This is a genomic window from Undibacterium hunanense, assembly GCF_014284335.1.
Classification (GTDB): Bacteria; Pseudomonadota; Gammaproteobacteria; order Burkholderiales; family Burkholderiaceae_D; genus Undibacterium; species Undibacterium hunanense.
The window spans coordinates 19240-41041 of sequence record NZ_JACOGF010000010.1; the positions used below are offsets into that span (position 1 = coordinate 19240).

Here is a 21802-nt window from a genome sequence, read left to right on the forward strand (position 1 = left end):
TAATGCGCCCACTATTATACGAGCTAGCGTTGCCAAAGGAGACAATTCTTCATTGTGATTACATTCTGTTACGGCGCATATTACCATTAAACCAATGTTCATTCTGCCTGGCGCAGGTAAATCGGAGTAAATGCGCACAGGCTTGTCACGACGATCTTTGTATGTAGCAGAATTTGTGGGCTTTGCCACAGTTTGCTAGCATTACAACTTTGCTGCCATGTTTTGGCTATAGCAAACTCCCGGGCTCCCAAGCTTCCCTTAACCAGATTTGCCCTGAACAATTCAGACTATCCAGCATGTCTCCAGACGAATATTGCCAGCAAAAAGCTGCACAAAGTGGTTCCAGCTTTTATTACAGTTTCCTGTTTTTGCCAGTTGCAAGGCGCCGCGCCATTACTGCGCTGTACGCCTTTTGCCGCGAGGTCGATGACGTGGTGGACGAAAGCACAGATGACATGGTGGCACGCAGCAAGCTGGGCTGGTGGCGCAAGGAAATCCAGGCCATGCTGGCGCAGCAACCCACCCACCCGGTGACCAAGGCATTGTTGCCGCACATGGCAGAGTACCAGTTGGACGGCGCGCACCTGCAAGCCATCATTGATGGCATGGAAATGGATTTGAACCAGACCCGTTATCTGGATTTTGCAGCCTTGCAAAAATACTGCTGGCATGTGGCCGGCGTGGTCGGCATCTTGTCTGCCAGTATTTTTGGCATTAAAAATCCACAAACGCGTGAATTTGCCGAAAAACTCGGCCTGGCTTTTCAGATGACCAATATCATTCGCGATGTCGGCGAAGATGCACGCAAAGGCCGCATCTATCTGCCTGTGAATGAGTTACAGCAGTTTGCCGTCACTGCAGCCGACATCCTGAACGCGCGCCACAGCACCCAGTTTGAAAGCCTGATGCAATTCCAGTATGAACGGGCGCAACGTCTGTATGACGAAGCCTTTGCCCTGCTGCCGCCGGAAGACCGCAAGGCGCAAAGAACCGGTCTGATCATGGCAGCCATTTATCGCGCCCTGCTGGTAGAAATCCAGCGCGATGGCTTCCATGTACTGAACCAGCGCATTTCACTGACACCGATACGCAAGCTGTGGCTGGCCTGGAAAACCTACGTCCGTGGCTAAGTTGACCAGCTCCCCGGCCAAATCAGTCGCCATCATCGGTGCCGGCTGGGCCGGTTGCGCCGCTGCGCTTGAACTGGCGCAAGCCGGTGCACACATCACCCTGATAGAAGCAGGCCGTCACCTTGGTGGCCGCGCCCGCGGCGTCAGCCTGCATGGTCATCAACTTGATAATGGCCAGCACATCTTGCTGGGCGCCTATAGCGAAAGCCTGCGCCTGATGCGCAAGGCTGGCGTTGACATCGACCAGGCATTATTGAAACTGCCGCTGCAAATGGTCTACCCGCAGCATGAAGATGGCATGTCTTTCATTGCGCCCAGGTTACCAGCGCCCCTGCATATGTTGGTGGCGCTATGGAAAACCACAGGATTGAGTTTTGCCGACAAACAGGCTTTGGCGCGTTTTTCTACCACGGCACGCTGGATGAGCTGGCGGCTGCATGAAGATTGCAGTGTCACCGAATTGCTGGAACGTTTTGACCAGACAGAACGGCTATGTCGCCTGATGTGGAATCCACTCTGCATTGCTGCCCTGAACACCCCGCCAGAACGCGCATCGGCCCAGGTATTCCTGAACGTGCTGCGCGATAGTCTGGGTGCCAGCCGCGCTGCCTCTGACATGCTGTTGCCACGCGTGGACCTGTCTGCACTGTTCCCGGACAAAGCCGCTGCTTTGGTGAGCAAACATGGCGGCCAGGTCTTGATGGGACATACTGTCCAGGCCCTGCATCAGAATGCAGATGGCAAATGGCAGTTGGACATCAAACACAGCGAAGCCAACACTGCCGGCATAACACCATTTGACAGCGTCATCCTGGCCAGCGATTTCGCCAATGCAGAACGGCTGATGCAGCCCTTGCCAGGTCATACCGGCAGCATGCCTGCCTTCACCTACGAATCCATCACCACCTGTTATCTGCAATATGAGCAGACAGTACGCTTGCCGCGCCCAATGCTGGCGCTGCTGGACGACCCGGCACAAAGCAAATGGGGGCAATATGTATTTGACCGCGGTCAACTGCATGACACCCAGGCGGGCTTGCTGGCGGTGGCAGTCAGCGCATCGGAACAGGCATGTGCACTCGATCAACAGCAACTGGCGCAAGACATAGCAGCACAATTGGCCCACAGCCTGGGCATGCCCACCCTGCTGCAACCCCTATGGCATAAATGTATTTCAGAAAAACGTGCCACCTTCAGTTGCACACCAAAACTGCAAAGGCCAGACAATCAAACGTCCAGCCCCGGCCTGTTTCTGGCAGGTGACTACACCAAAGGTGACTATCCGGCGACGCTGGAAGGCGCAGTGCGCAGCGGCGTTGCTGCCAGCAAAGCGGCGCTGGCATTTTTAAAATCCAAATAGCTTTTCTTAACTTGCATCATCCACCTCGCGTATCTTGGTCAACGCTTCTTCGATACGGTCCACGCCAATAATCGTCAAGCCTTCGATTTTCTGTTTGGGCGCATTCGACTTGGGGATCATGGCGATGGAAAAGCCCAGCTTGGCTGCCTCACGCAAACGTTCCTGCCCGCGTGGTGCTGGCCGTATCTCTCCTGCCAGACCAACCTCGCCAAACACCACCAGCCCACGCGGCAGGGGTTTGTTGCGCATGGAAGAATTAATCGCCAGCAGTACCGCCAGATCGGCAGCAGGCTCGGCAATCTTGACACCACCAACGGCATTGATGAAGACATCCTGATCAAATGCTGCCACACCCGCATGGCGATGCAATACCGCCAGCAACATGGCCAGACGATTTTGCTCCAGTCCGACGGACAGGCGGCGCGCATTCGGCGCATGCGAGCTATCAACCAGGGCCTGAATTTCAACCAGCAAGGGCCGCGTGCCTTCTTGCGTGACCATGACGCAAGAGCCAGCGACCTGGGTATCATGTTGCGATAAAAACAGGGCCGAAGGATTGGATACGCCCTTCAGGCCTTTTTCTGTCATGGCAAACACGCCCAGTTCATTGACGGCACCAAAACGGTTCTTGATGGCCCGCACCAGGCGGAAGCTGGAATGCGTATCGCCCTCAAAATACAAGACCGTATCCACAATATGTTCCAGCACCCTTGGTCCGGCCAGGGCCCCTTCTTTGGTGACATGGCCGACCAGTATCATGGTGATGTCCATGGTCTTGGCAACGCGGGTCAGTTGGGCCGCACATTCGCGCACCTGGGCAACGGAACCCGGTGCCGAACTCAGCGCATCCGAATACATGGTTTGTATGGAATCGATGACCACCACCTGCGGCTTGTGTTCTGCCAGAGTATTCAGGATTTTTTCCAGCTGTATCTCGGCCTGCAATTGCAGGTCTTTGGCATCCAGCGACAGGCGTTTGGCACGCAGCGCAATTTGCGCACCGGATTCTTCGCCGCTGACATACAGCACCTTTTTTATGCGCGCCATATTTGCCAGCGCCTGCAACAGCAGCGTTGATTTACCGATGCCGGGGTCACCACCGATCAACACCACGCCACCCGGCACCAGACCACCACCCAGCACACGGTCAAACTCATCAATACCGGTGCCAAAGCGCGGCACATCAATGGCTTCAATTTCAGCCAGGTTCAATACTGGCGCAGATTGCGCCAGGCCCTGTGGCTTGACAGAAAAACGGTTGCCGACAGATTCCACGATGGTTTCAACCAAGGTATTCCACTGCCCGCAGGCCGGACACTGACCAGCCCATTTATTGACGATGCCACCACATTCGGTGCAAGTGAAATTGGTTTTTGCTTTTGCCATTTGTAGTGCCAAAAAGTTGTGTGAATGCCATACCAGCATGACAGGTGAAACCTGCTGTTGACATTGGATGCCTGTAAACCATGCCAACGCAAACACTGATATTTTAACCAGTATTCATGATTTAGCTTGCCCTATTTCACAAATTCGCCGCAATTTTCATGGTATAAAGCAAGCCAGTGACATTTTGTAGCAGGTAAATATCAAGCATGAATAAAGCATGAAGAGCGGTTTTTACACCATCATGGCGGCACAGTTTTTTTCATCACTGGCCGACAATGCCTTACTGATAGCCGCAATGGCACTGCTGGCGTCCATGCACTCACCGAGCTGGATGCCGCCGCTGTTGAAGTTATTCTTTGTTTTGTCTTACGTTTTGCTGGCCGCTTTCGTTGGTGCCTTTGCCGATTCTTTGCCCAAGGGCAAGGTCATGCTGATGACCAACATGATCAAGGTCGGTGGCTGCGCGCTGATGTTCTTCAACGTCCATCCTTTACTTGCGTATGCGGTAGTGGGCTTTGGCGCTGCTGCTTATTCGCCGGCAAAATACGGCATCCTGACTGAATTGCTGCCACCAGAAAAACTGGTTGCTGCCAATGGCTGGATAGAAGGCCTGACAGTCTCGTCCATCATCCTGGGTACGGTATTAGGTGGCGCACTGGTGAACCCGCAGATATCCAGTGCCTTGCTGAATTTTGATTTCCCCGTACTTGATTTCAATATCACCACACCATCTGAAGCTGCATTGTGCGTTATCACCGCCTGTTATGGACTGGCAGCCCTGTTCAATATGCGGATTCCCGATACCGGTGCGCGCTACGAACACCAGCAACGCAATCCCATCAAGCTGATCGTCGATTTTGCTGGCTGCTTTACAGTCTTGTGGAAAGACAAGCTGGGCCAGATTTCTCTATCAGTCACCACACTGTTCTGGGGTGCCGGTGCGACGCTGCAATTCATCGTACTGAAATGGGCAGAAAAATCCCTGAACATGCCACTTGACAAGGCTGCCATACTGCAAGGTGTGGTAGCGGTCGGTATCGCCCTTGGCGCAGTAGCCGCAGCCCGTTTTGTGCCTTTGAAAAAATCATTGAGCGTCATGCCACTGGGCATCGCCATGGGCCTGGTAGTAACCACCATGGTGTTTGTACATAATGTGTGGATTGCTTACCCATTGCTGATTCTGGTAGGCGCGCTGGCCGGTTATTTTGTGGTGCCAATGAATGCATTGTTGCAACATCGCGGCCACGTGCTGATGAGTGCAGGCCACTCCATCGCCGTACAGAACTTCAATGAAAACCTGTCCGTGCTGACCATGCTGGCGCTGTACGCGCTGATGGTATCGCTGAACCTGGATATCCTGGTGGTGATCGTGCTGTTTGGCCTGTTCGTTGCCAGCACCATGTATCTGGTCATGCGCAAACATGCGGCCAATCAGCGCGAATTTGATTCGCTGGCGCTGATTGGTGAGCACAAGCACTGAACAAAAACACTGATCGCAAGCACTCCCCCCCGGATACCAGGACGCGCCCTTGAGGCGCGTCGCCTTCAGGGTCGCTTGATCTCTGCAGCACGCATGAACCAGTCAGCAGGCACGACCATGCCACGCCGGTATTCCTGCATCAAGCCTTCATTTTCCTGCATCAAGGCCAGCATGACCGGGGTTTCGTTTACACCAAAACTGGTATCGATGGCTGCCATTATCTGGGCTTTGTCCTGCGTCTGACCTGACGATACCTGCGCCGGTGCCAGCCAGTCCAGCCTGTCGAGTATCAGTGCCTGGTTAATATCCAGCGACAGCAGGTCTTCCTGCGTCCAGATCAAGCCACGGCAATGGCTGGCGTTCAATCCCGGCAGGCCAGGCAGGTCAGACAGTTGCTGCGGCAAATCCTGTTCGCGATAAAACAGCCAGCCTAGCACCAGCGCCTGTGCGGTACTTACTGCCTGTGGCAACAAGGGTTGCGCCAGCGGATGGCGTGACAACTGCAATTGCTGCTCAATAATCTTGCTGATTTTTGCGCCCAGGCTATCTGCCAGATTGGGGCCCAGAAAATCATGCAGAACCGCCGGTTTGCCCGCTGCCACGGCAAGGTCAGTTCTGTGAAACAGATAAAACTTGGTTGCCAGCTCCAGATGTTGCAAGCTGCCATCCTTCTGCAGCAAAAAATCAAATTCACCTATGGTATTGGCACCCTTGTTATGTACCTGCAAGCCATGGGCTTGCAGCAGGCCGTGGGCTTGCAGATAAAATTCAAACAGGGTTTCGGCATACAGGCCAAGACGACGATGCGCATGCCGCCCCAGCAACGTCAGCAAAGCAGCCGGATCATGATCCAGCTCTCGCAGCCATTGCTGCAACGTCGCCATATCGCTGACCAGTGGCTGGGCGATGGCCGCATGCCATAAGGGTGATTGTGCATCCAGCAAGCCCGGTGCAGTCAGCATCCAGGCCAGTGCACGCACATGAGGATTATGCAGGTGCTGCCACTGTTGATGGAAATCAGTCTGACAAGCATCTACATTTTGCCTGCGTGACACGTGTGATATCTCTGGCATGTAATCAGGCAACAGGCATGGCTTGCATGGCCATGCACAAATCTACCCATGCCTTGCTTTTATCTGCCGGTTTGCGCAACAAGTAAGCTGGATGGTAGGTCACCACCAGCGGGATATCATTGAAGTGATGCAGTCGCCCCCTGAGCTGCCCTACCGGCGTTTCCAGATTCATGCCCAGCAGCGATACTGCCGCAGTCTTGCCCAGGGCAACAATCACCTGCGGCTGTATCAGCGCAATCTGTCTGTGCAGATACGGCAGGCAGGCAGCGATTTCATCGGCAGTAGGTGGCCTGTCCTTGCCGTTTTCATCGGTAGGACGGCATTTGACGATGTTGGCAATATACGTCTGATCGCCACGCGCCAAACCCAGGGCTTTCAGCATATTGTCGAGCAATTGTCCGGCAGCCCCGACAAAAGGCAGGCCCTGCAAATTCTCATTGTAGCCAGGGCCTTCCCCCACAAACAGCCATTTGGCACGCTGATCGCCGGTACCGAACACTGATTTTGACCTGCCCTTGCACAAGCCACAGGCACGACAGCTTTCGACCAATGGCTGCAATACTTCCCACGACATGGTGGATACGGATGAAGTGTCTGCACCCGCATCTGCTGCTTCTGCTACTTCTGTTGAGGCTATTTTTACCGGTGCTGTTTCCGTTACCGGTCTTGCTTCTGCCTGCGCTACGCGCTGCTGCGGCAATGCGTCATCTGAAAACGACACCTGCGGGCGTGGCGACTGCGCCACCTGTTCCGGAGTAGCGGCTAGTGGCTGTAGTGGCTGCCCTTGCTGCTCTATGGCTACGGTGTTGACAGTTTTCTCGACAACTGACACCTGCGGCACCTGTGGTGATTGCGGCGCACGAACTTCGCCTGCACCAACAGGCATGCGCGCCACGACAGGCGCCGGTACGTCTGCGGATGTGCCAGCATTATGTCGCAACTGCCAGACGGGGCCTATGCCCAGTTCGTGCAACATGCTATTACGATGTTGATCGTGTTGATCAAATGCAGGCATCAGCAGGCCCTCCGCATGACAATGGCATCTTCGCGCTGCTCATCATGCGCGGGGTAGTAGCCCTTGCGCACGCCAATGGCAGCAAAGCCCGCGCTTTCATAGACGGCGATAGCACGCGCATTGCTGCGCCGGACTTCCAGCAAGATGGATACATAAAGGCGTTCATTCGCATAATCGAACAATTTATCGAGTAATAACTTACCCTTGCCCTGCCCCTGATGCGGCAAGTCCACAGCAAAATTCAAGAGATGCAATTCATCCAGAATCGGCATCACCACAAAATAGGCAAACAGTTCCTGCTCTGCATCACGCAAGCCATAAGCTTCATAGCCGCTTAACAGCGAATCGGTAAAATTACCCCGCGTCCACGGATGGGTGTACACCTGTTCTTCTATCGTCAGTATTCGGTCTATATCGGCATAGCCGAGCTTGCACAAAGCTGGCGATGCAGCCGTGGCAGGCAAGACAGTTAAGGTGGGCGTCAAATTCATCAATCTCAACAATCTTTCAAACCAGTGCTTTGGCCTGTTCCCGCTCAGCCGTGGTCAGTGCAATTTTGTTGCGCAAATACAAGGGTTGTGCCTGCTCGGGCGGCAATTGCAAGCCTGCCTGCAATGCGTCAAGGCCCAGTGTTGCCACCTGCGCCGCATGTGGCATGCGCACCAAACTGTCTGCACTGGCCGCAATCGCTTCCGGCAAGACAACACCATGGCCCAGCACATAAGTGGGCGTCACAAAACCCACCTGTGGAAAGACATCGTCAAGACGTGCCAGCGCCGGTGCTGACACCACTTCCCAGGCATTGCCGATAAAACGATACTGCGCCCAATAGACTTCATTCATACGTGCATCCAGTATGCAGACAAATTCGGCCAGGCTTTTTTCACCCCTGGCAGCCTCTGCCATTGCCTGCAGGCTGACCACCGGCAAAACTGGCAGGTCTGCGCCATAAGCCAGGCCCTGCACAATGCCACATGCCGTACGGATGCCGGTGAATGCGCCCGGCCCACAACCAAAGGCAATGGCGGCACAATCCTGCAGGCTTACACCTGCTTCTTTCAACAGCGCCTGGATAGCAGGCAAAATACCCTGGGAATGCGTTTGCACGCCAGAAAGCTCACGCAGATACAGGCGCCCGTCCACCAGCACGGCTGCCGTTGCCAGTTCGGTAGAAGTTTCAATTGCTAATAGAATAGTCATGCCCGTATTTTACCGTGTTCCATTCAATTCAAGGCTGGCTTTTGCCAGTCGCACCCGGTCGCCCAGTTCGGTTAAAATTGCCATATGAACGCAATCACGAATACCGAACACATCCCCTCCATCAAGGCAGAACTAGCAGACAAGGACTGGCTTATCGCCTGCCTGTGCGCCGCATGGTGCGACACCTGCAATGCCTATCGCACAGCGTTTGATAGCCTGGTACAACAGCATGCCGACAAATGCTTCGCCTGGATAGACATCGAAGACCAGGCCCATCTGGTGGATGAAGTGGATATTCAGGATTTTCCTACCATCCTGATTCAACACCGCGACCAGGTCATCTTCCTGGGCACCGTGCTGCCAGATCAGATGCAATTGCAAAGACTGATTGCATCCATGACAGAACACGCACCAGGTCCGAAAATCAAACGCAGCGCCGTCAACCAGGACGCCCCGGAAGGCTGGAATATACGGCAACTGATCCTGGCAAGCTGACAAAGCAGACACAACGCAGACACAACGCAGACAACTATGGACAGGGACCGGCGCCGCGCTGCGCCATAGGTATAAGCCCATCAGGAGCATATTTCAACGTCAAAAAGACAAAAGGGACTAGATTTTCATCTAGTCCCTTTAAATCTGGTGCGGCTGGCAGGAATCGAACCCACGACCCCTTGGTTCGTAGCCAAGTACTCTATCCAGCTGAGCTACAGCCGCGAAAAACGAGAGTATAGCACGGGTAATCTGGAAATAAAAAGCCCTTTGGGGGAAATATTTTGGAGTTTTGTACAGGTTAAATACCAGTCACGACAATTTTATTGCCAATAAAACCATATCGCATTTAAGAATATTTTTAGCCTGACATCGTACGTTCTCGCCAAGGTTTAAACCTTAGGGAGGTTGATAGTCCTCCATTTTCATCACGTTGCCTATGTATTTTATGCACAGCACACCTCAGAAAACTCAACTCTCTAACCAATGAGAAATGAGCGGAACCACGAGCATTAGGACAAAAACTGCTCCCCAACCAAGCTTTTCCCGGGTCGTGAATTTGTAGTTACGCTTTAGCAGAATGAGGTATGCAGGTCCAAATATGAATAAACCAGCAACACCACTCTCTTTTTGCTTTAATTTATTCATTGCAAATAAAATTAACGCCAACCCAATCAATACGATCAAAAGAACCATCACGTAAAAAAGATAATTTTTCATTTCGATTGCACTCTCCGACACCAAGTAGTTCGCCCTCACACTGAGAGCATGTTAATCATGCATGGCGTACCTACCCATTCAGAAATCTACTTCCGTCCTTTTGGAAAAATGAATCAAAAGCCCCCAACAGAAGCAAGCAGTCTGCACTTTAAGCATGGACTTCAGCACAACAGCAACGCGATTAATCATCACTAGAAAAGTAATTATCCAAAAACAGTGGCACACCAAAATCAGCAAGCTTTCTAAACAACTCAGGTGAAAATGTTGGCCCTCCATCAAAACTTTGCTGAAAATGACCACACCACCAATATTTTTTACATTCCGTAAATTTTAAATCGATTAAATTTTTCTTTATGAAAAGCTCTCCAAGCAAATGCAGGAGTCCATCTTCAAGAGAATCCCATTCGATCTGTGATGCAGAGCCACTGTAAGACCAGAGTGAATTACGTCCATTATAATTTTCGTCCGAAGGATGCACGCGCACATGAGATGGCTGCAATCCCAATATGTCAGTGACCTCTGACGGGACCAAAAATCGCCCCTCAATCCGGAACGAAACTGTGTATTTATGCATTTCCTACCTTTGATACAAGCAAGAACATCAGTAGATCAATTGCACGCCTTATCTAAATGCGCGATAAATTCATCCATTTTTCTTACAGTCTTAAATTTCTGATTGGCGAAAATTTTTGATTGAGCTATGGCTTTTCCATTTCCGTAACTACTACTAAATAGGGGTTAGGTCTTACATTACGACAATTCTACAACAAGCAAATGTGTGAATATAAAACCTGTCGCCGTCACTCAGTCTCATTAAAGTCTTTAAAGAAGGCACAAATCAACACAAGTCTACTGTTCGCGTTTTGCCTCAAATGCCCGCACTACCCTGCTGACAGTAACGTAGTGAACAGAAAAAAAGGCCGCAATTTCAGCCATGGAATAAGCGCCAGACCGATACGCCTAGGCCATGGCCTCATTGCGGTCAGCGAAGTTTTCCTGATAGGCATGCAACGGTAAAGAAATCGCACGTCGATGTGCGATAGACACGTCCTGGAGGTCTTCAGGGCGTAATTGATGCTGGTATTTTTCGACAAATTCATCATCCCCCAGCAACAGTTGGTGCCGGGTTGCAAGCAAAGGCGAAGCCAAGCCCACTCCATCCAGTACAAACCTGGCATAGGCCAACCTGGCTTGTTGACATTTGACGCCAAACTGCCCCAATAAGCAGTCGGTATCCAGCCACGGCGGCGCGTGCCGGTCACGCACGCAGAAATCATAGCTGCTCCAGTGCCATTGCTCTGGCAAACTCACCATCCCGGCACGTACTGGATTAAGAACAATGTAGCGCGCCAACTCCAACAGGTGCGCTTCTTTTTGTATCAGAATCGCTTTGTACCTGCCCTGGAATAAATGCCCGACTTGTTTGTGACGACGATTAAAACGCTGGGTATACAAGCCATTGAGCTGGCGCATGCCACGCGATAAATTGCCATCAATGGTTTCCACCAGCAGATGATAATGATTGCTCATCTCGCAGTAGGCATGTACCGCCCAGTTGAAGCGATCACACACCTCGGCCAACACCGTCAACCACTCCTGCCGGTCGTCATCATCCAAATAGATATCCTCACGCCTGTCTCCACGAGAAGTGACGTGATACAAAGCACCCGCAAACTCTAATCTTAGTGGCCTTACCATGCTAGAAGCACAGCAGGCTTTTTAGGGAATGTATGAATGTAAGACCTGACCCTGACTTTCCATACGTACTAATGTCTGAAAATAATGAAATCACAATTAAAGAAAATCAGAGTATAAGCTCGACTCCCAGCGCCATAGAAATAGCGCGAGCCTCGATATGCCAATTTGATATTTCTACAGACTCAATTCTTTCTACAGAAAGGCCTAAAGTCTTTCATGCTAGAGATAATTTCTAGCATTCTTTTCTTATTTTCGAGCAGCTTAATTCTTGCATGAATATCTTTTATCGCAACTTCAGTTTCCCCGCCACAATAACTACTTAATGCAATAATCGTAGAAGTAAAAGTGACAGGGTTTTCCTCAAGTGCTACGGTTCGAAGAAGCTCAATGTCATTTTTATTTTTCAAAATACCAATTGCTGAAATCGCTTTACTTTTAACAACTTGGTCCTGCTCCAAGATTAATTTTCTCGCGTATGCATGAAACTCTTCTTTGTTAATTTTTATAAAACCATTGTAATTTGCCTGCAAAAGCGTATCCGCAGTTTCAAGGCGAATTAACGGTGAATCTATCAACGTCCAATTTAACTCTGGATATTTTTTCTTGTCCTTTAACCATAACGACATAGTAAAACTTATTAACTCCCATGAGCGTTGATTTCGCTTCACACGATTGAATGCAACAACAATTTCATCTGGCTCATCTGTTTTAAGCACCTCTTTAAATTCAGATAATTTTATTGCTTTTTCCGGTGCTGCTTGCGCCAAACAATTTGATGTCATGATCAAAAAAATAGAAATCGCCAAAAACGCTTTATTAAAATACTTCATGCAACATCCTTATTAAATTCAAATATTTGGCAAAAATATATTTTTGTAATATAAAAAGCAGTAGTCGACCAAAATAATTGGACTCAGAAAATACCAAACCCAATTTTATTAGCAGACTTCTCACCTCCCACAATTGTCTATTGACAAACTCCAACCACGTCTATATCTGTCCGAATTATGAATCTATATCCATAGTTATTGCTTAAATTCCCTGGTCAAGAAGTTTCCATAGCCATTCAGTTCTTGTCATAAACCTTGTATCTATAAGTGTCTTTCTCCTAGCAAGTTCTTTTATTGATTTTGTTGTAGTAATGTGAGTTGTTTCCTTCCCACATTTATCAATCGTTTTCCATTCACAAACAGTTGTAACCTCTGCCCATGCGACATAAGTTTCATACGTTTTCTCATTCCAATAGTATTGCCTAACTTGCCAAAGTTCCAGCGTTAACTCTGGTTTTATTGGTGTACGATATCTTGGGTTAGGATCTAAATTTGGACCGAAACCACCCTTAGCACTTTTCACAGCAATAAAAAGATGATCGAAGACGGGATCTTCCTCAATACTTTTCCGTATGTCTTCCTGTGTCGGGCCATACATATCCCTGCAGAGCGCCCAAAAATCTGAAAACCCAATCGGATTCCCGCCCACATACCCAAACGTATTTATCCCCCCATCCAACCCAATCGGATCAGATTCCACATACCGCCCTGCCTGCGGATCATAATCCCTGTAGTAGTTATAGTGCAGATTCGTCTCCGCATCAAAGTACTGTCCCGGGAAGCGCAGATTAAAGGTGAACTTCGCCGTGCTTTGTGTTGGTTGCTCATTCGGTGCTGTTTCCCCAAACGGTGCACTGTCCCAACGCCAGACTTCATTGCCACTCGCATCCGTGATCACACGCGGTGTGTTGAGCTGGTCACTGTGAATGTCATATGCCTTCGGTACATTCGCCGTCACACTCACAGGTACTGCTGCTGAGGTCGTTGCCGCCCCCAGATTATCGGTTGCCTTGGCTGTCAGGCTATAGGTGCCCTGGGCCACATTCGTCCAGTTGGTGGTGAATGGAGCTGTGGTTATGGTCGCAATGGCCGTTGCGCCATTGAAGAACTCTACCTTGGCAATCGTGCCATCGCTGTCGGCTGCTGTCGCATTCAGGATGATGGTCGCTGGTGCGGTTGCATTCGCCGGGTTGGCCGTCAGGCTGACCGTGGGCGGGTTGTTGTTGATGACGTTCACAGTCACCGGTGCACTGGTCGCTGTGGTGTTGGCACTGTCCGTGGCTTTGGCGGTGACGCTGTAGCTGTTGGCAGCGACATTGGTCCAGTTGACGCTATAGCTGCTGCCATTGGTGGTGGTCGGTGCTGTGGCTGTGCCGATCAGGGTGGTGCCCTGGTAGAACTGGACCTGGCTGATGGTACTGCCACTGGCGGCGCTTGCCGTAGCGGTCAGGCTGATGCTGGCCGGCGCAATGAAGTTGCCATTGGCAGGCGCGGCCTGGCTGGTCTGCAATACGGCAGGCGACAGGCTGATGGTCGGTGGTGTGGCGGTGGTGCCACCACTGCCGACGCTTGCGGTCGTGGTGCTGAGTACCTGACGGTAGGCAAATACGGTCGGCCCACCATTGGTGCTGGTGATGTTTTTGGCGAAGACTTCACCGATGATGGCGAAGTTGTTGGCGCTGGTGAGGCTGACATCGCCCTGGTCTACATAGATACCAGCCGCAATCTGTGCCCCTTGTACGGTGGTGAAGTTGCCGTTATATACGTAGAGCTTGAGCTTTTGTGGTTGCTGGGCCTGGATCTGGGTGCTGCCCATGGTGCTGCCACAGGTGCCGCTGATGTTCCAGCAGGTGGGGCCGGCATTGAGGGTGAAGGCGTTTTTAAAATACAGGTTGACGCTGGTGGCGGTATTGCCACTGGCAGCAGGACTGACTGTGAGGTGGCAGCTTTGTTGCCAGCTGGCAGTTTCTATATAGTAGTCACCCGGTTCAAACTCCATGGTGCTGCCGTTGCAGTTGGCAACGCTGAGTTGTTTGATGCGGGTGGCGACACTACCACCCTGGAAGTGCAGGACACCACCAGCCTGGCTGGCGACTTTGGCATATTCTCCGGCAGGCAGGCTGAGTACGCTGCTTTGTACTTTGAGGGTCAGGGTTTGGGAGGCGGTGGTGCCGCCGCTGTTGCTGGTGACGGTCAGTTGCCCGGCACCGTTGAGGGTGGTGCTGGTGCTGCCGTTGTTGGCGATGACCTGGGCGCTGTTGGCGTAGTTCACATCCAGCAGGTTGGCGGTGCTGAGGTAGGCTGGCAGGATCAGGCGGCTGACATTGGCACCGCTGGTGGCAATGGTGGTGGCTGCGGCTGTACTGGTACTGCTGCTGTTTTTACACAGTTGGGTACCCAGCAGGTTGGCGGCAATGACGTTGACCTTGGGGCTGTCATAGAACCCCGGATTACAGAAGGCCTGGGTATTGACGGTGTCACCCAGGGTGATTTTACCGCCACTGAAGACGTTGAAGACGCTGTTGGCGACCACCGGGGTGGTTTGGGCCTGGGCACCCGGAACTGCGAAGCAGCTCAACAGGACGACACCTATTGCTGACAGTTGCAAGCTGCCCCATGCCCTACGCACGGTTTGTAAAGTTGAATTCATGCTTTTGCTTTTTTTAATTAATGAGTCAGGGGCAGCAATGCGCTGCCTTATTTGATGACTGCCACAGGAATATCACCGAGGTAGATGTAATCCACATCGCTTTGTCCGGTGCGTTCGCTGATCAGTTTGCCGCCACCATCGTAGTGATACAGGGTGCTGGTCGCGGCATTGCTGCCATTTGCCGGCACGGCCTTTTGCACCCGTTGCCCCAAAGCATTGATGGTGTACTGGACGACGCCGATGCTGGTGGTGACTGCGGTCATGCGGCCCCGGGTGTCGTACGTGAACTGGGCATTGCCATTGTTGGTGATGCTGCCGTTGGCGTCGCTGACGATCGCATTGCTCTGGCTGTCAGCAACCTGGGTCAGGCGGTTGCTAGTGCTGGCGTAGGTGTAGTTGGTATTGGCGGCACCTGTGGTTTTAGTGCTGCGGTTACCTACGGCATCATAGGTAAAGCTCTGGCTGGTTTGCGGTGTGGTGTAACTGGTCAGACGGTCGAGATTGTCATAGCCATAGCTGGCCTGGCGATTGCTGTTGTTGACGTCATTGATCGCGGTGATGCGATTGGCGGCATCATAGGTGACGGCTTGCACCTGGTTGTTGAGGGTGTAGCTGGCAATGCGGCCTTCGTTGTCAAAGCTGCGGGTGGCTGTTTGCCCGGCGCTGTTGTGATAGCTTTGTACGCCACCAAAGGGGCGATAGATGACCTGGCTGACGAGGGTCAGGGCAAGGCCATCTTTGCTGCTGTCGATCTGGGTAATGCGTCCCAGGCTGTCGCGGGTGTAGCTGACTTTGCGGCCATTGGGATAGGTCAGGCTGCTAATGCGGCCTGCATTGTCATACTGGTAGCGGGTGACGTAGCTGACGGTATTGATGGTGCGGGTGTCGGTCAGCGCGCGGCCACGGCTGTCATAGCTGTACTGGATGGTGCTGTTGGCGTCCGTGATCTGGGTCAGTCGACCTTTGGCATTGACGCCCTGGTCGTAGCTGTAGTTGATGATGCTGCCATCATGATAGGTGATGCGGGTGATGCGGTTGAGCACATCATAAGCATAGCTGGTGGTCTGGCTTTTAGCATCGGTACGGGTCAGGATATTGCCGGCAACATCGACGGTGGTCGTGGTGACGCCGGTATCGGGACTGATCTGACTGAGCTGATTGCCCAGGCCGTCGATGCTGTAGAGGGTGCTGAGGCTGCGGGCATCGGTGACTTTGATGAGGCGATGCTGGCCGTCATAGTCATAGCCGGTGACTTTGCTGTTGCCATCGGTCTGTGTTTGCAGGCGGTTGTGGACGTCGTAATTTTGCAGGGTGGCGACGTTGTTGGCATTGGTGATTTTAGTGACGTTGCCAACGTTGTCGTACTCGTACTGGTAGACGGTGGATTGTGCATAGCCGCTGCCATAGAGGCCAGCCAGCGCCATGGCCATCAAACTGTTTGTAAAGTGGCGGCTCATTGTGCGGCTCCTGTCACTTTTTGCAATTGGTTCAAGATGTCATACACACGGCTGACCTGGCGCGTTAAGTTGCCACTGCTGTCAGTAACGGTTTCATTGATGCGGTTGCTCATGTTGTCGAGGGTGTAGTTGATGCTGTTGCCCAGACTGTCGTTGATTTTAGTCAGGCGATGGGCGTCGTCATAGGTGTAGCTGATGCTGCTGCCATCCGGCAGGGTGACTTTGGTCATCTGTCCGACACCATCGTATTGGTAGCTGGTGGTTTCTGAGACGCCGTCACCATTACTCACACGTTGGCTTAACCAGCCACGTGGGGTGTAGCTCAGTGTGGTGACCAGGCCATTGGGGTCCGTAATCTGACCAACACGGCCATTGCCGTCATAGTTGGCAAGGGTCGTGAGATGACCAGCCGCATTGCTGACGGTACTGAGGTTGCCTTTGCTATCGTAGGTGTAGGTGGTTTTATCCACCACATCGGTACGCGGGCCGGTTACGGTCAGGACTTGACCAACATTGTTGTAGGTGTAGGTCCAGGTACGGGCTATACCGGTCACACTGGCACTGGCGCCCTGGCTGCCATTGGTGTCGCTGGTCGCCTGTGTGGTTTTAGTCAGCAGGTTGCCTTTGGTGTCATAGGTGTAGGTCGTGCGCAATAAGGGTTCATTGACCTGAATCGGCAGACGGTAAGTCGCGTGCCAGGAGGTGGTCGTGGTTAAGGGCTGTGATGTATTGAATGCGTCTGTGCGGCGAATTTCCAGATTGCGGTTCAGATCAAAATCATAGGATGTGCCGATATCTTTCCAGTCGTATTTACTGGTCAGGTTACCGTTGGCATCATAGCCATGACCTTTGGTTGTAGGGCAACCAGCACAGCGGTCATAGGTACCCATGTATTGAGGAACACCAACGATCCACGGGTAATATACATACAACGTTGCACTAACGGTAGGATTGGCATTTGTTCCGCCAAAGTACCTGATGCCATGGGTGCTTCGAACGGTACTAAAACCATATTCAATAGTAACCTTTTCTACGCCGCCAGCATGCTGTGACATGGTCGCCCTACCCATGCAATCGTAACCCCAGGTCGCAAAACGCACACCGTTTTCGTCTGTGATGCCAGTCAGCACATTTGGCAGAACACCGAACCCGTTACCCACATTATTACCACGACAATTCGAGCCGCCATTGATCCATGCGCTTTCGTTGTAGTGATAAGTCCGCTGCTTGCCATCCGGATAGGTGACGCCCGTGAGGTTATTTGCACTACAAGCCAGACTAGTGGCACCCGAGGTAGCGCAACCGCCAGATGCACCGTCATATTGGTATGTCGTTACTGCATTGTCTGGCGCGATAAGCTTCACGATACGGCCAACTATGTCGTATTCAAACTGGATCTGCTTGCCCCAATTATCGGTAACACAGAGCAAGCGATCCGCTGGCAACACTGCGCCAGATTGCACGTTACCGCAAACGGGTGCATCGGCTGGCCATCTGGCTGTTGCCGTGTCATTGCTGGTACCGGTACTGTAGGTCATTGTACGTGTCATGCCAGCACGGGACGTGATGGACAAAAGCTTGCCGTCGGCACTGTACCTCTCGATATTCTCGGTATCGCCATCGGTGTAGGTCCAGACGATTTTATTATTGCTGTCTGTGGTTGCTGTAAGGCGGCTATTAATATCAGCATCGGGCGTACCGACACCATTGGCCATGCTGAACAAGTGACGGCCACTATTGGGACGTGTGACAGAAACAATGTCTGGAATAACCAGGCCAGTCAGCTTTTGTGATTTATCCGGGCAAAATGTACGATCGTCTACGCTATTGGTATAGCAGACTGCATTCGGTGCCCTATTGATGCGTATGGGCTCCTGTAAGATTTTAGAATCAAAAGGGGTCACCCAGTGACGGCCAAACAAGCGTACCGTTGCCTCGTCAATATTGAGCATATCACCATAGTAATAACGATCAAAACCAAGCTCGCCATTCACTTTGAAGTCGGTTTCAATTTGAATTTTACTGGCGTTCGCCGGCACAATCGGGTTGCCACAACATGGAATAGGCGGAGGCGGTTTATTTGGATCGGGTTCATCCGGAGCTTTCTTCACGCACTTCTTGTCTTCGACAACCTCGCCAGGACTACAGTTGCAAGCTTCCCGATCGGCACTTAGCGTTGTATTAGCAGGGCAAACTACTATCAATGCAACCGTGCCACAGGTATTCTCCGGTGGCGTTCTATCAAAACAACTACCCATCTGACCATTGTTATCTGGTGGATTAAGAACTGGAAAAGTACCAACAGCACTACAGGCGTTTTCTGGAGATGAAAATTTCTTGTCTTTAACTTCAGGATATGCGTTATCCACCCATGTGCCTACGCACCACGACCAGCCGCTCAAGGTCCAATATTTTTCTGGTTTAACGGATGTCTCTTGCGCATTGGCCGTCGAAACACCCAACATCAAGCAACAGAAAACACTAACGAACAAAACGACTTTTTTGACATTATTTTTAAAGCGACGTTTGATAAAACAAACCAATCGTTCTAAAGCAACAAGCGGCCACTGAGATATAGACATAAGGAAATTCTTTAAATGAACTAGGTACTTGGTTACGTCATTCCAACTTGCGAAACACCAACTTCATGGCGAATTTTAAAAGCGGAGCGGGACGTGAAAATTGTGACGCAAAGGGCGACCAATACTGCCTGGGTGCAGGTGACCAGCAAACATGGACACCCGGTAAGACCACTGTTCAACGCAAGTTAAACATGAAGCTACACATTGATTGAATCAATGAATTATTTCTAAACATGGGTTCACCTGACATTTAGCACTGTACGTGCATTGCATAGTGATTTTCTGCATTCAGATAACATCCACATCTGAACAGGGAAGGTATGGCGATGTAACTCAACACCACCAAAACAGGAGGAGATTGAAAACACGCACGCGCAAAACTATTGCCACATTTGCGCCCGAATTAACAGCAAAATAAACGCTCCAATTATATTATGAAAAAGTCTTCAATGTTAACTAATGTTACGCAAATTTTTGATTGTAAAACTTACTTCCACAAAAAAAGACTGGCTACGATCTTTTACAAAACCGATGTTTACAAGTTTAAGCCGGATAAAAAAGGAGCAAGGTAAAATATTTTTGGATGCCACACATGCACACGCAACAAAAGCGATTTTCCAAAGACAAAAGGGACTAGATTTTCATCTAGTCCCTTTAAATCTGGTGCGGCTGGCAGGAATCGAACCCACGACCCCTTGGTTCGTAGCCAAGTACTCTATCCAGCTGAGCTACAGCCGCGAAAGACAAAGATTATAGCATAGGCTTTTTCAATTGATAAGCCCCTGCCGCCATTTTTTAGATTTCCACCTGTGAACCCACCTCAATGACGCGATTGCTGGGGATCTGGTAATAGTCGGCGGCGTCGCGGGCAATACGGGACATGGCGACGAAAACGCTCTCGCGCCACATGGCCATGCCACTGCCAGGACTGGAAATAATGGTCTGGCGAGAAATGAAGTACGAGGTTTCCATCGCCTCAAAAGTCAGGCCATATTGTTCGCACAATGCCAGCGCTGCCGGGATATCGGGTTCGTTCTTGAAACCATAGAACACGTCGATCTGAAAGCAGGCATTGCCCAGGTCCGTCACCTTGACACGTTCGGCGTAAGGCACCCAGGGGATTTCCCTGTTGTGCAAGGTGAGGAAGACGACGCGTTCATGCAAGATCTTGTTATGCGACAGATTGTGCAGCAGCGCATGTGGTACACCGTCCGCTTCACCACGCAGGAATATGGCCGTGCCTGCAACCCTGACTGGTGGCGAGACGAACAGGGATTCCAAAAAATCTTCCAGTGGAATCGCGTGTTTTTTAAGGTTGTCAAACACCAGTTCACGCCCACGCTTCCAGGTCATCATCAAAGTGAATATGACGATACCCAGCACGACCGGGAACCAGCCACCGTGGAAAAACTTCAGCACGTTGGCAGAGAACAGTGAGACGTCGATAAACAGGAAGAAACCAGTCGCTGCAAAACACAACAGGGGGTTGTATTTCCAGCCGTAGCGAATCACAAAGAAGGTCAGCAAGGATGTCACCAGCATGGTGCCGGTAACCGCAATACCGTAGGCAGAAGCCAGGCTGGAAGAAGAACCAAAACCAATCACCGCTGCGACCACGACAGCCAGTTGCAACCAGTTCACGGCAGGGATATAAATCTGCCCGATTTCATGGGTTGAGGTATGTACGATCTCCATTCTTGGCATGATGCCCAGGGCGATGGCCTGCTTGGTCATGGAGAAGGTACCGGAGATGGTCGCCTGCGAGGCGATCACGGTTGCCACGGTGGACAAGATCACCAGCGGATACACGCTCCACGCACCCAGTTGCTGATAGAAAGGATTGCCTGCGGCTGCCGGATTACCCAGCAGGAGTGCGCCCTGCCCCAGATAATTCAGTGCCAGCGAAGGGAAAACGATCATGAACCAGGCTGAACGGATAGGCTTGCTGCCAAAGTGGCCCATGTCTGCATACAGTGCTTCGGCACCGGTGAATGCCAGCACCACAGCACCCAGCGCCAGGAAGGCCAGCAACTTTTGTTCAACCAGGAAACCGATGGCGTGTCCAGGATTCAATGCCCACAAAATGCCAGGCACTTTGATGATGTTATAGATGCCCATGCCAGCCAGCACCAGAAACCAGATGACCATGATGGGGCCAAACCATTTACCTATACCGGCTGTACCCTTGTATTGCACTGAATACAATAACAACAGCACCACCAGGGTAATCGGTACGACGTAGGGGGTAAAGGCAGGTGTTGCCACTTCCAGCCCTTCAATCGCCGACAAGACTGAAATGGCGGGCGTAATAACACCATCGCCATAAAACAGGGATGCCCCGAACAAACCCAGGACCAGTAATGTGAAATGCCATTTGGAAGATTTGCCGACCGATTCCAGCGCCAGCGCAGTCAGGGCCATGATACCGCCCTCGCCACGGTTATCTGCGCGCAAAATCAGGGTGACATACTTGATTGCGACAATAATCAGCAGCCCCCACAGTATCAGCGAAACTACGCCGAAAATATTTGCATCAGTGAGGGGCAGGCCATGTTCTTTTGAAAACACCTCTTTCATCGTGTAAAGAGGGCTTGTTCCTATATCGCCATATACGATGCCGACAGCAGCCAGCGTTAACCCTGTGAGGCTGCTTTTTGTGTGTTGATTAGCCAATTGTGTACCTTGTTATTATTGGTGCATTGCACAATAGGTGATTCCGTAACTATTTT

The 21802-nt window shown here is 51.4% G+C and carries 17 protein-coding genes and 2 tRNA genes; 4 read left to right on the forward strand and 15 right to left on the reverse strand.

All coding sequences use genetic code 11. The features are described 5' to 3' along the window. Positions 1-296 precede the first annotated feature (296 nt). Positions 297-1130, forward strand: a complete 834-nt coding sequence (gene hpnD, locus H8L32_RS18440; protein ID WP_186948745.1) for a presqualene diphosphate synthase HpnD — start codon at positions 297-299, stop codon at positions 1128-1130. Continuing rightward, a complete protein-coding gene (gene hpnE, locus H8L32_RS18445) occupies positions 1123-2490 on the forward strand; it encodes a hydroxysqualene dehydroxylase HpnE (RefSeq protein WP_329605201.1) in 1368 nt (455 codons plus the stop codon). The genes hpnD and hpnE overlap by 8 nt, the downstream gene beginning before the upstream one ends. A gap of 6 nt (positions 2491-2496) precedes the next feature. On the opposite strand, the gene radA is transcribed toward hpnE, so the two are convergent. Continuing rightward, positions 2497-3876 carry a DNA repair protein RadA gene (gene radA, locus H8L32_RS18450; protein WP_186948746.1) on the reverse strand — a complete coding sequence of 460 codons (1380 nt, stop codon included), beginning with the start codon at positions 3874-3876 and terminating at the stop codon, positions 2497-2499. A gap of 217 nt (positions 3877-4093) precedes the next feature. Here radA and lplT point away from each other — a divergent pair, with 217 nt between their 5' ends. Continuing rightward, positions 4094-5356, forward strand: a complete 1263-nt coding sequence (lplT, locus tag H8L32_RS18455) for a lysophospholipid transporter LplT (RefSeq protein ID WP_186948747.1) — start codon at positions 4094-4096, stop codon at positions 5354-5356. Positions 5357-5421: 65 nt separating this feature from the next. Here lplT and H8L32_RS18460 read toward each other — a convergent pair whose 3' ends face one another. The 4 genes from H8L32_RS18460 to tsaB are packed head-to-tail and all read right to left on the reverse strand — an operon-like array spanning position 5422 to position 8644. Next, on the reverse strand, positions 5422-6411 hold the full coding sequence (locus H8L32_RS18460) for a DUF1853 family protein (protein WP_186948748.1): 990 nt from the start codon (positions 6409-6411) through the stop codon (positions 5422-5424). 22 nt (positions 6412-6433) lie between these two features. After that, the gene (locus H8L32_RS18465; protein WP_230412302.1) at positions 6434-7405 is read right to left on the reverse strand and encodes a uracil-DNA glycosylase; all 972 of its coding nucleotides are present in this window, start codon (positions 7403-7405) and stop codon (positions 6434-6436) included. 38 nt (positions 7406-7443) lie between these two features. Then, positions 7444-7935: a ribosomal protein S18-alanine N-acetyltransferase gene (gene rimI / locus H8L32_RS18470; protein WP_186948750.1), complete on the reverse strand. Its 492-nt coding sequence runs from the start codon at positions 7933-7935 to the stop codon at positions 7444-7446. A gap of 16 nt (positions 7936-7951) precedes the next feature. Further along, complete coding sequence (gene tsaB / locus H8L32_RS18475) at positions 7952-8644, reverse strand: tRNA (adenosine(37)-N6)-threonylcarbamoyltransferase complex dimerization subunit type 1 TsaB (RefSeq protein WP_186948751.1); 693 nt, start codon at positions 8642-8644, stop codon at positions 7952-7954. Between the two features lie 84 nt (positions 8645-8728). Between tsaB and H8L32_RS18480 the strand changes: the two genes are divergently transcribed. Beyond that, entirely contained in the window at positions 8729-9139 is a 411-nt protein-coding gene (locus H8L32_RS18480; protein ID WP_186948752.1) for a thioredoxin domain-containing protein, read from the forward strand. Positions 9140-9284: 145 nt separating this feature from the next. On the opposite strand, the gene H8L32_RS18485 is transcribed toward H8L32_RS18480, so the two are convergent. From H8L32_RS18485 to H8L32_RS18530, 10 genes are all read right to left on the reverse strand, one after another. Further along, positions 9285-9361 (reverse strand) — tRNA-Arg (locus H8L32_RS18485). Between the two features lie 246 nt (positions 9362-9607). Next, complete coding sequence (locus H8L32_RS18490) at positions 9608-9856, reverse strand: hypothetical protein (RefSeq protein ID WP_186948753.1); 249 nt, start codon at positions 9854-9856, stop codon at positions 9608-9610. A 181-nt stretch (positions 9857-10037) separates the two neighbouring features. After that, the gene (locus H8L32_RS18495) at positions 10038-10430 is read right to left on the reverse strand and encodes a DUF4279 domain-containing protein (RefSeq protein ID WP_186948754.1); all 393 of its coding nucleotides are present in this window, start codon (positions 10428-10430) and stop codon (positions 10038-10040) included. A gap of 386 nt (positions 10431-10816) precedes the next feature. Next, a complete protein-coding gene (locus H8L32_RS18500) occupies positions 10817-11554 on the reverse strand; it encodes an REP-associated tyrosine transposase (RefSeq protein WP_222619412.1) in 738 nt (245 codons plus the stop codon). A gap of 182 nt (positions 11555-11736) precedes the next feature. Next, positions 11737-12384, reverse strand: a complete 648-nt coding sequence (locus tag H8L32_RS18505; RefSeq protein ID WP_186948755.1) for a hypothetical protein — start codon at positions 12382-12384, stop codon at positions 11737-11739. 202 nt (positions 12385-12586) lie between these two features. Further along, positions 12587-15034, reverse strand: a complete 2448-nt coding sequence (locus tag H8L32_RS18510; RefSeq protein ID WP_186948756.1) for an RHS repeat-associated core domain-containing protein — start codon at positions 15032-15034, stop codon at positions 12587-12589. 47 nt (positions 15035-15081) lie between these two features. Beyond that, positions 15082-16491, reverse strand: coding sequence for an RHS repeat protein (locus H8L32_RS18515; RefSeq protein ID WP_186948757.1), 1410 nt, complete (start codon positions 16489-16491; stop codon positions 15082-15084). After that, positions 16488-18602: an RHS repeat protein gene (locus H8L32_RS28200; RefSeq protein WP_186948758.1), complete on the reverse strand. Its 2115-nt coding sequence runs from the start codon at positions 18600-18602 to the stop codon at positions 16488-16490. The genes H8L32_RS18515 and H8L32_RS28200 overlap by 4 nt, the downstream gene beginning before the upstream one ends. Positions 18603-19734: 1132 nt before the next feature. After that, positions 19735-19811 (reverse strand) — tRNA-Arg (locus H8L32_RS18525). Positions 19812-19868: 57 nt separating this feature from the next. Further along, entirely contained in the window at positions 19869-21746 is a 1878-nt protein-coding gene (locus H8L32_RS18530) for a potassium transporter Kup (protein ID WP_186948759.1), read from the reverse strand. Between the last annotated feature and the right edge of the window lie 56 nt (positions 21747-21802).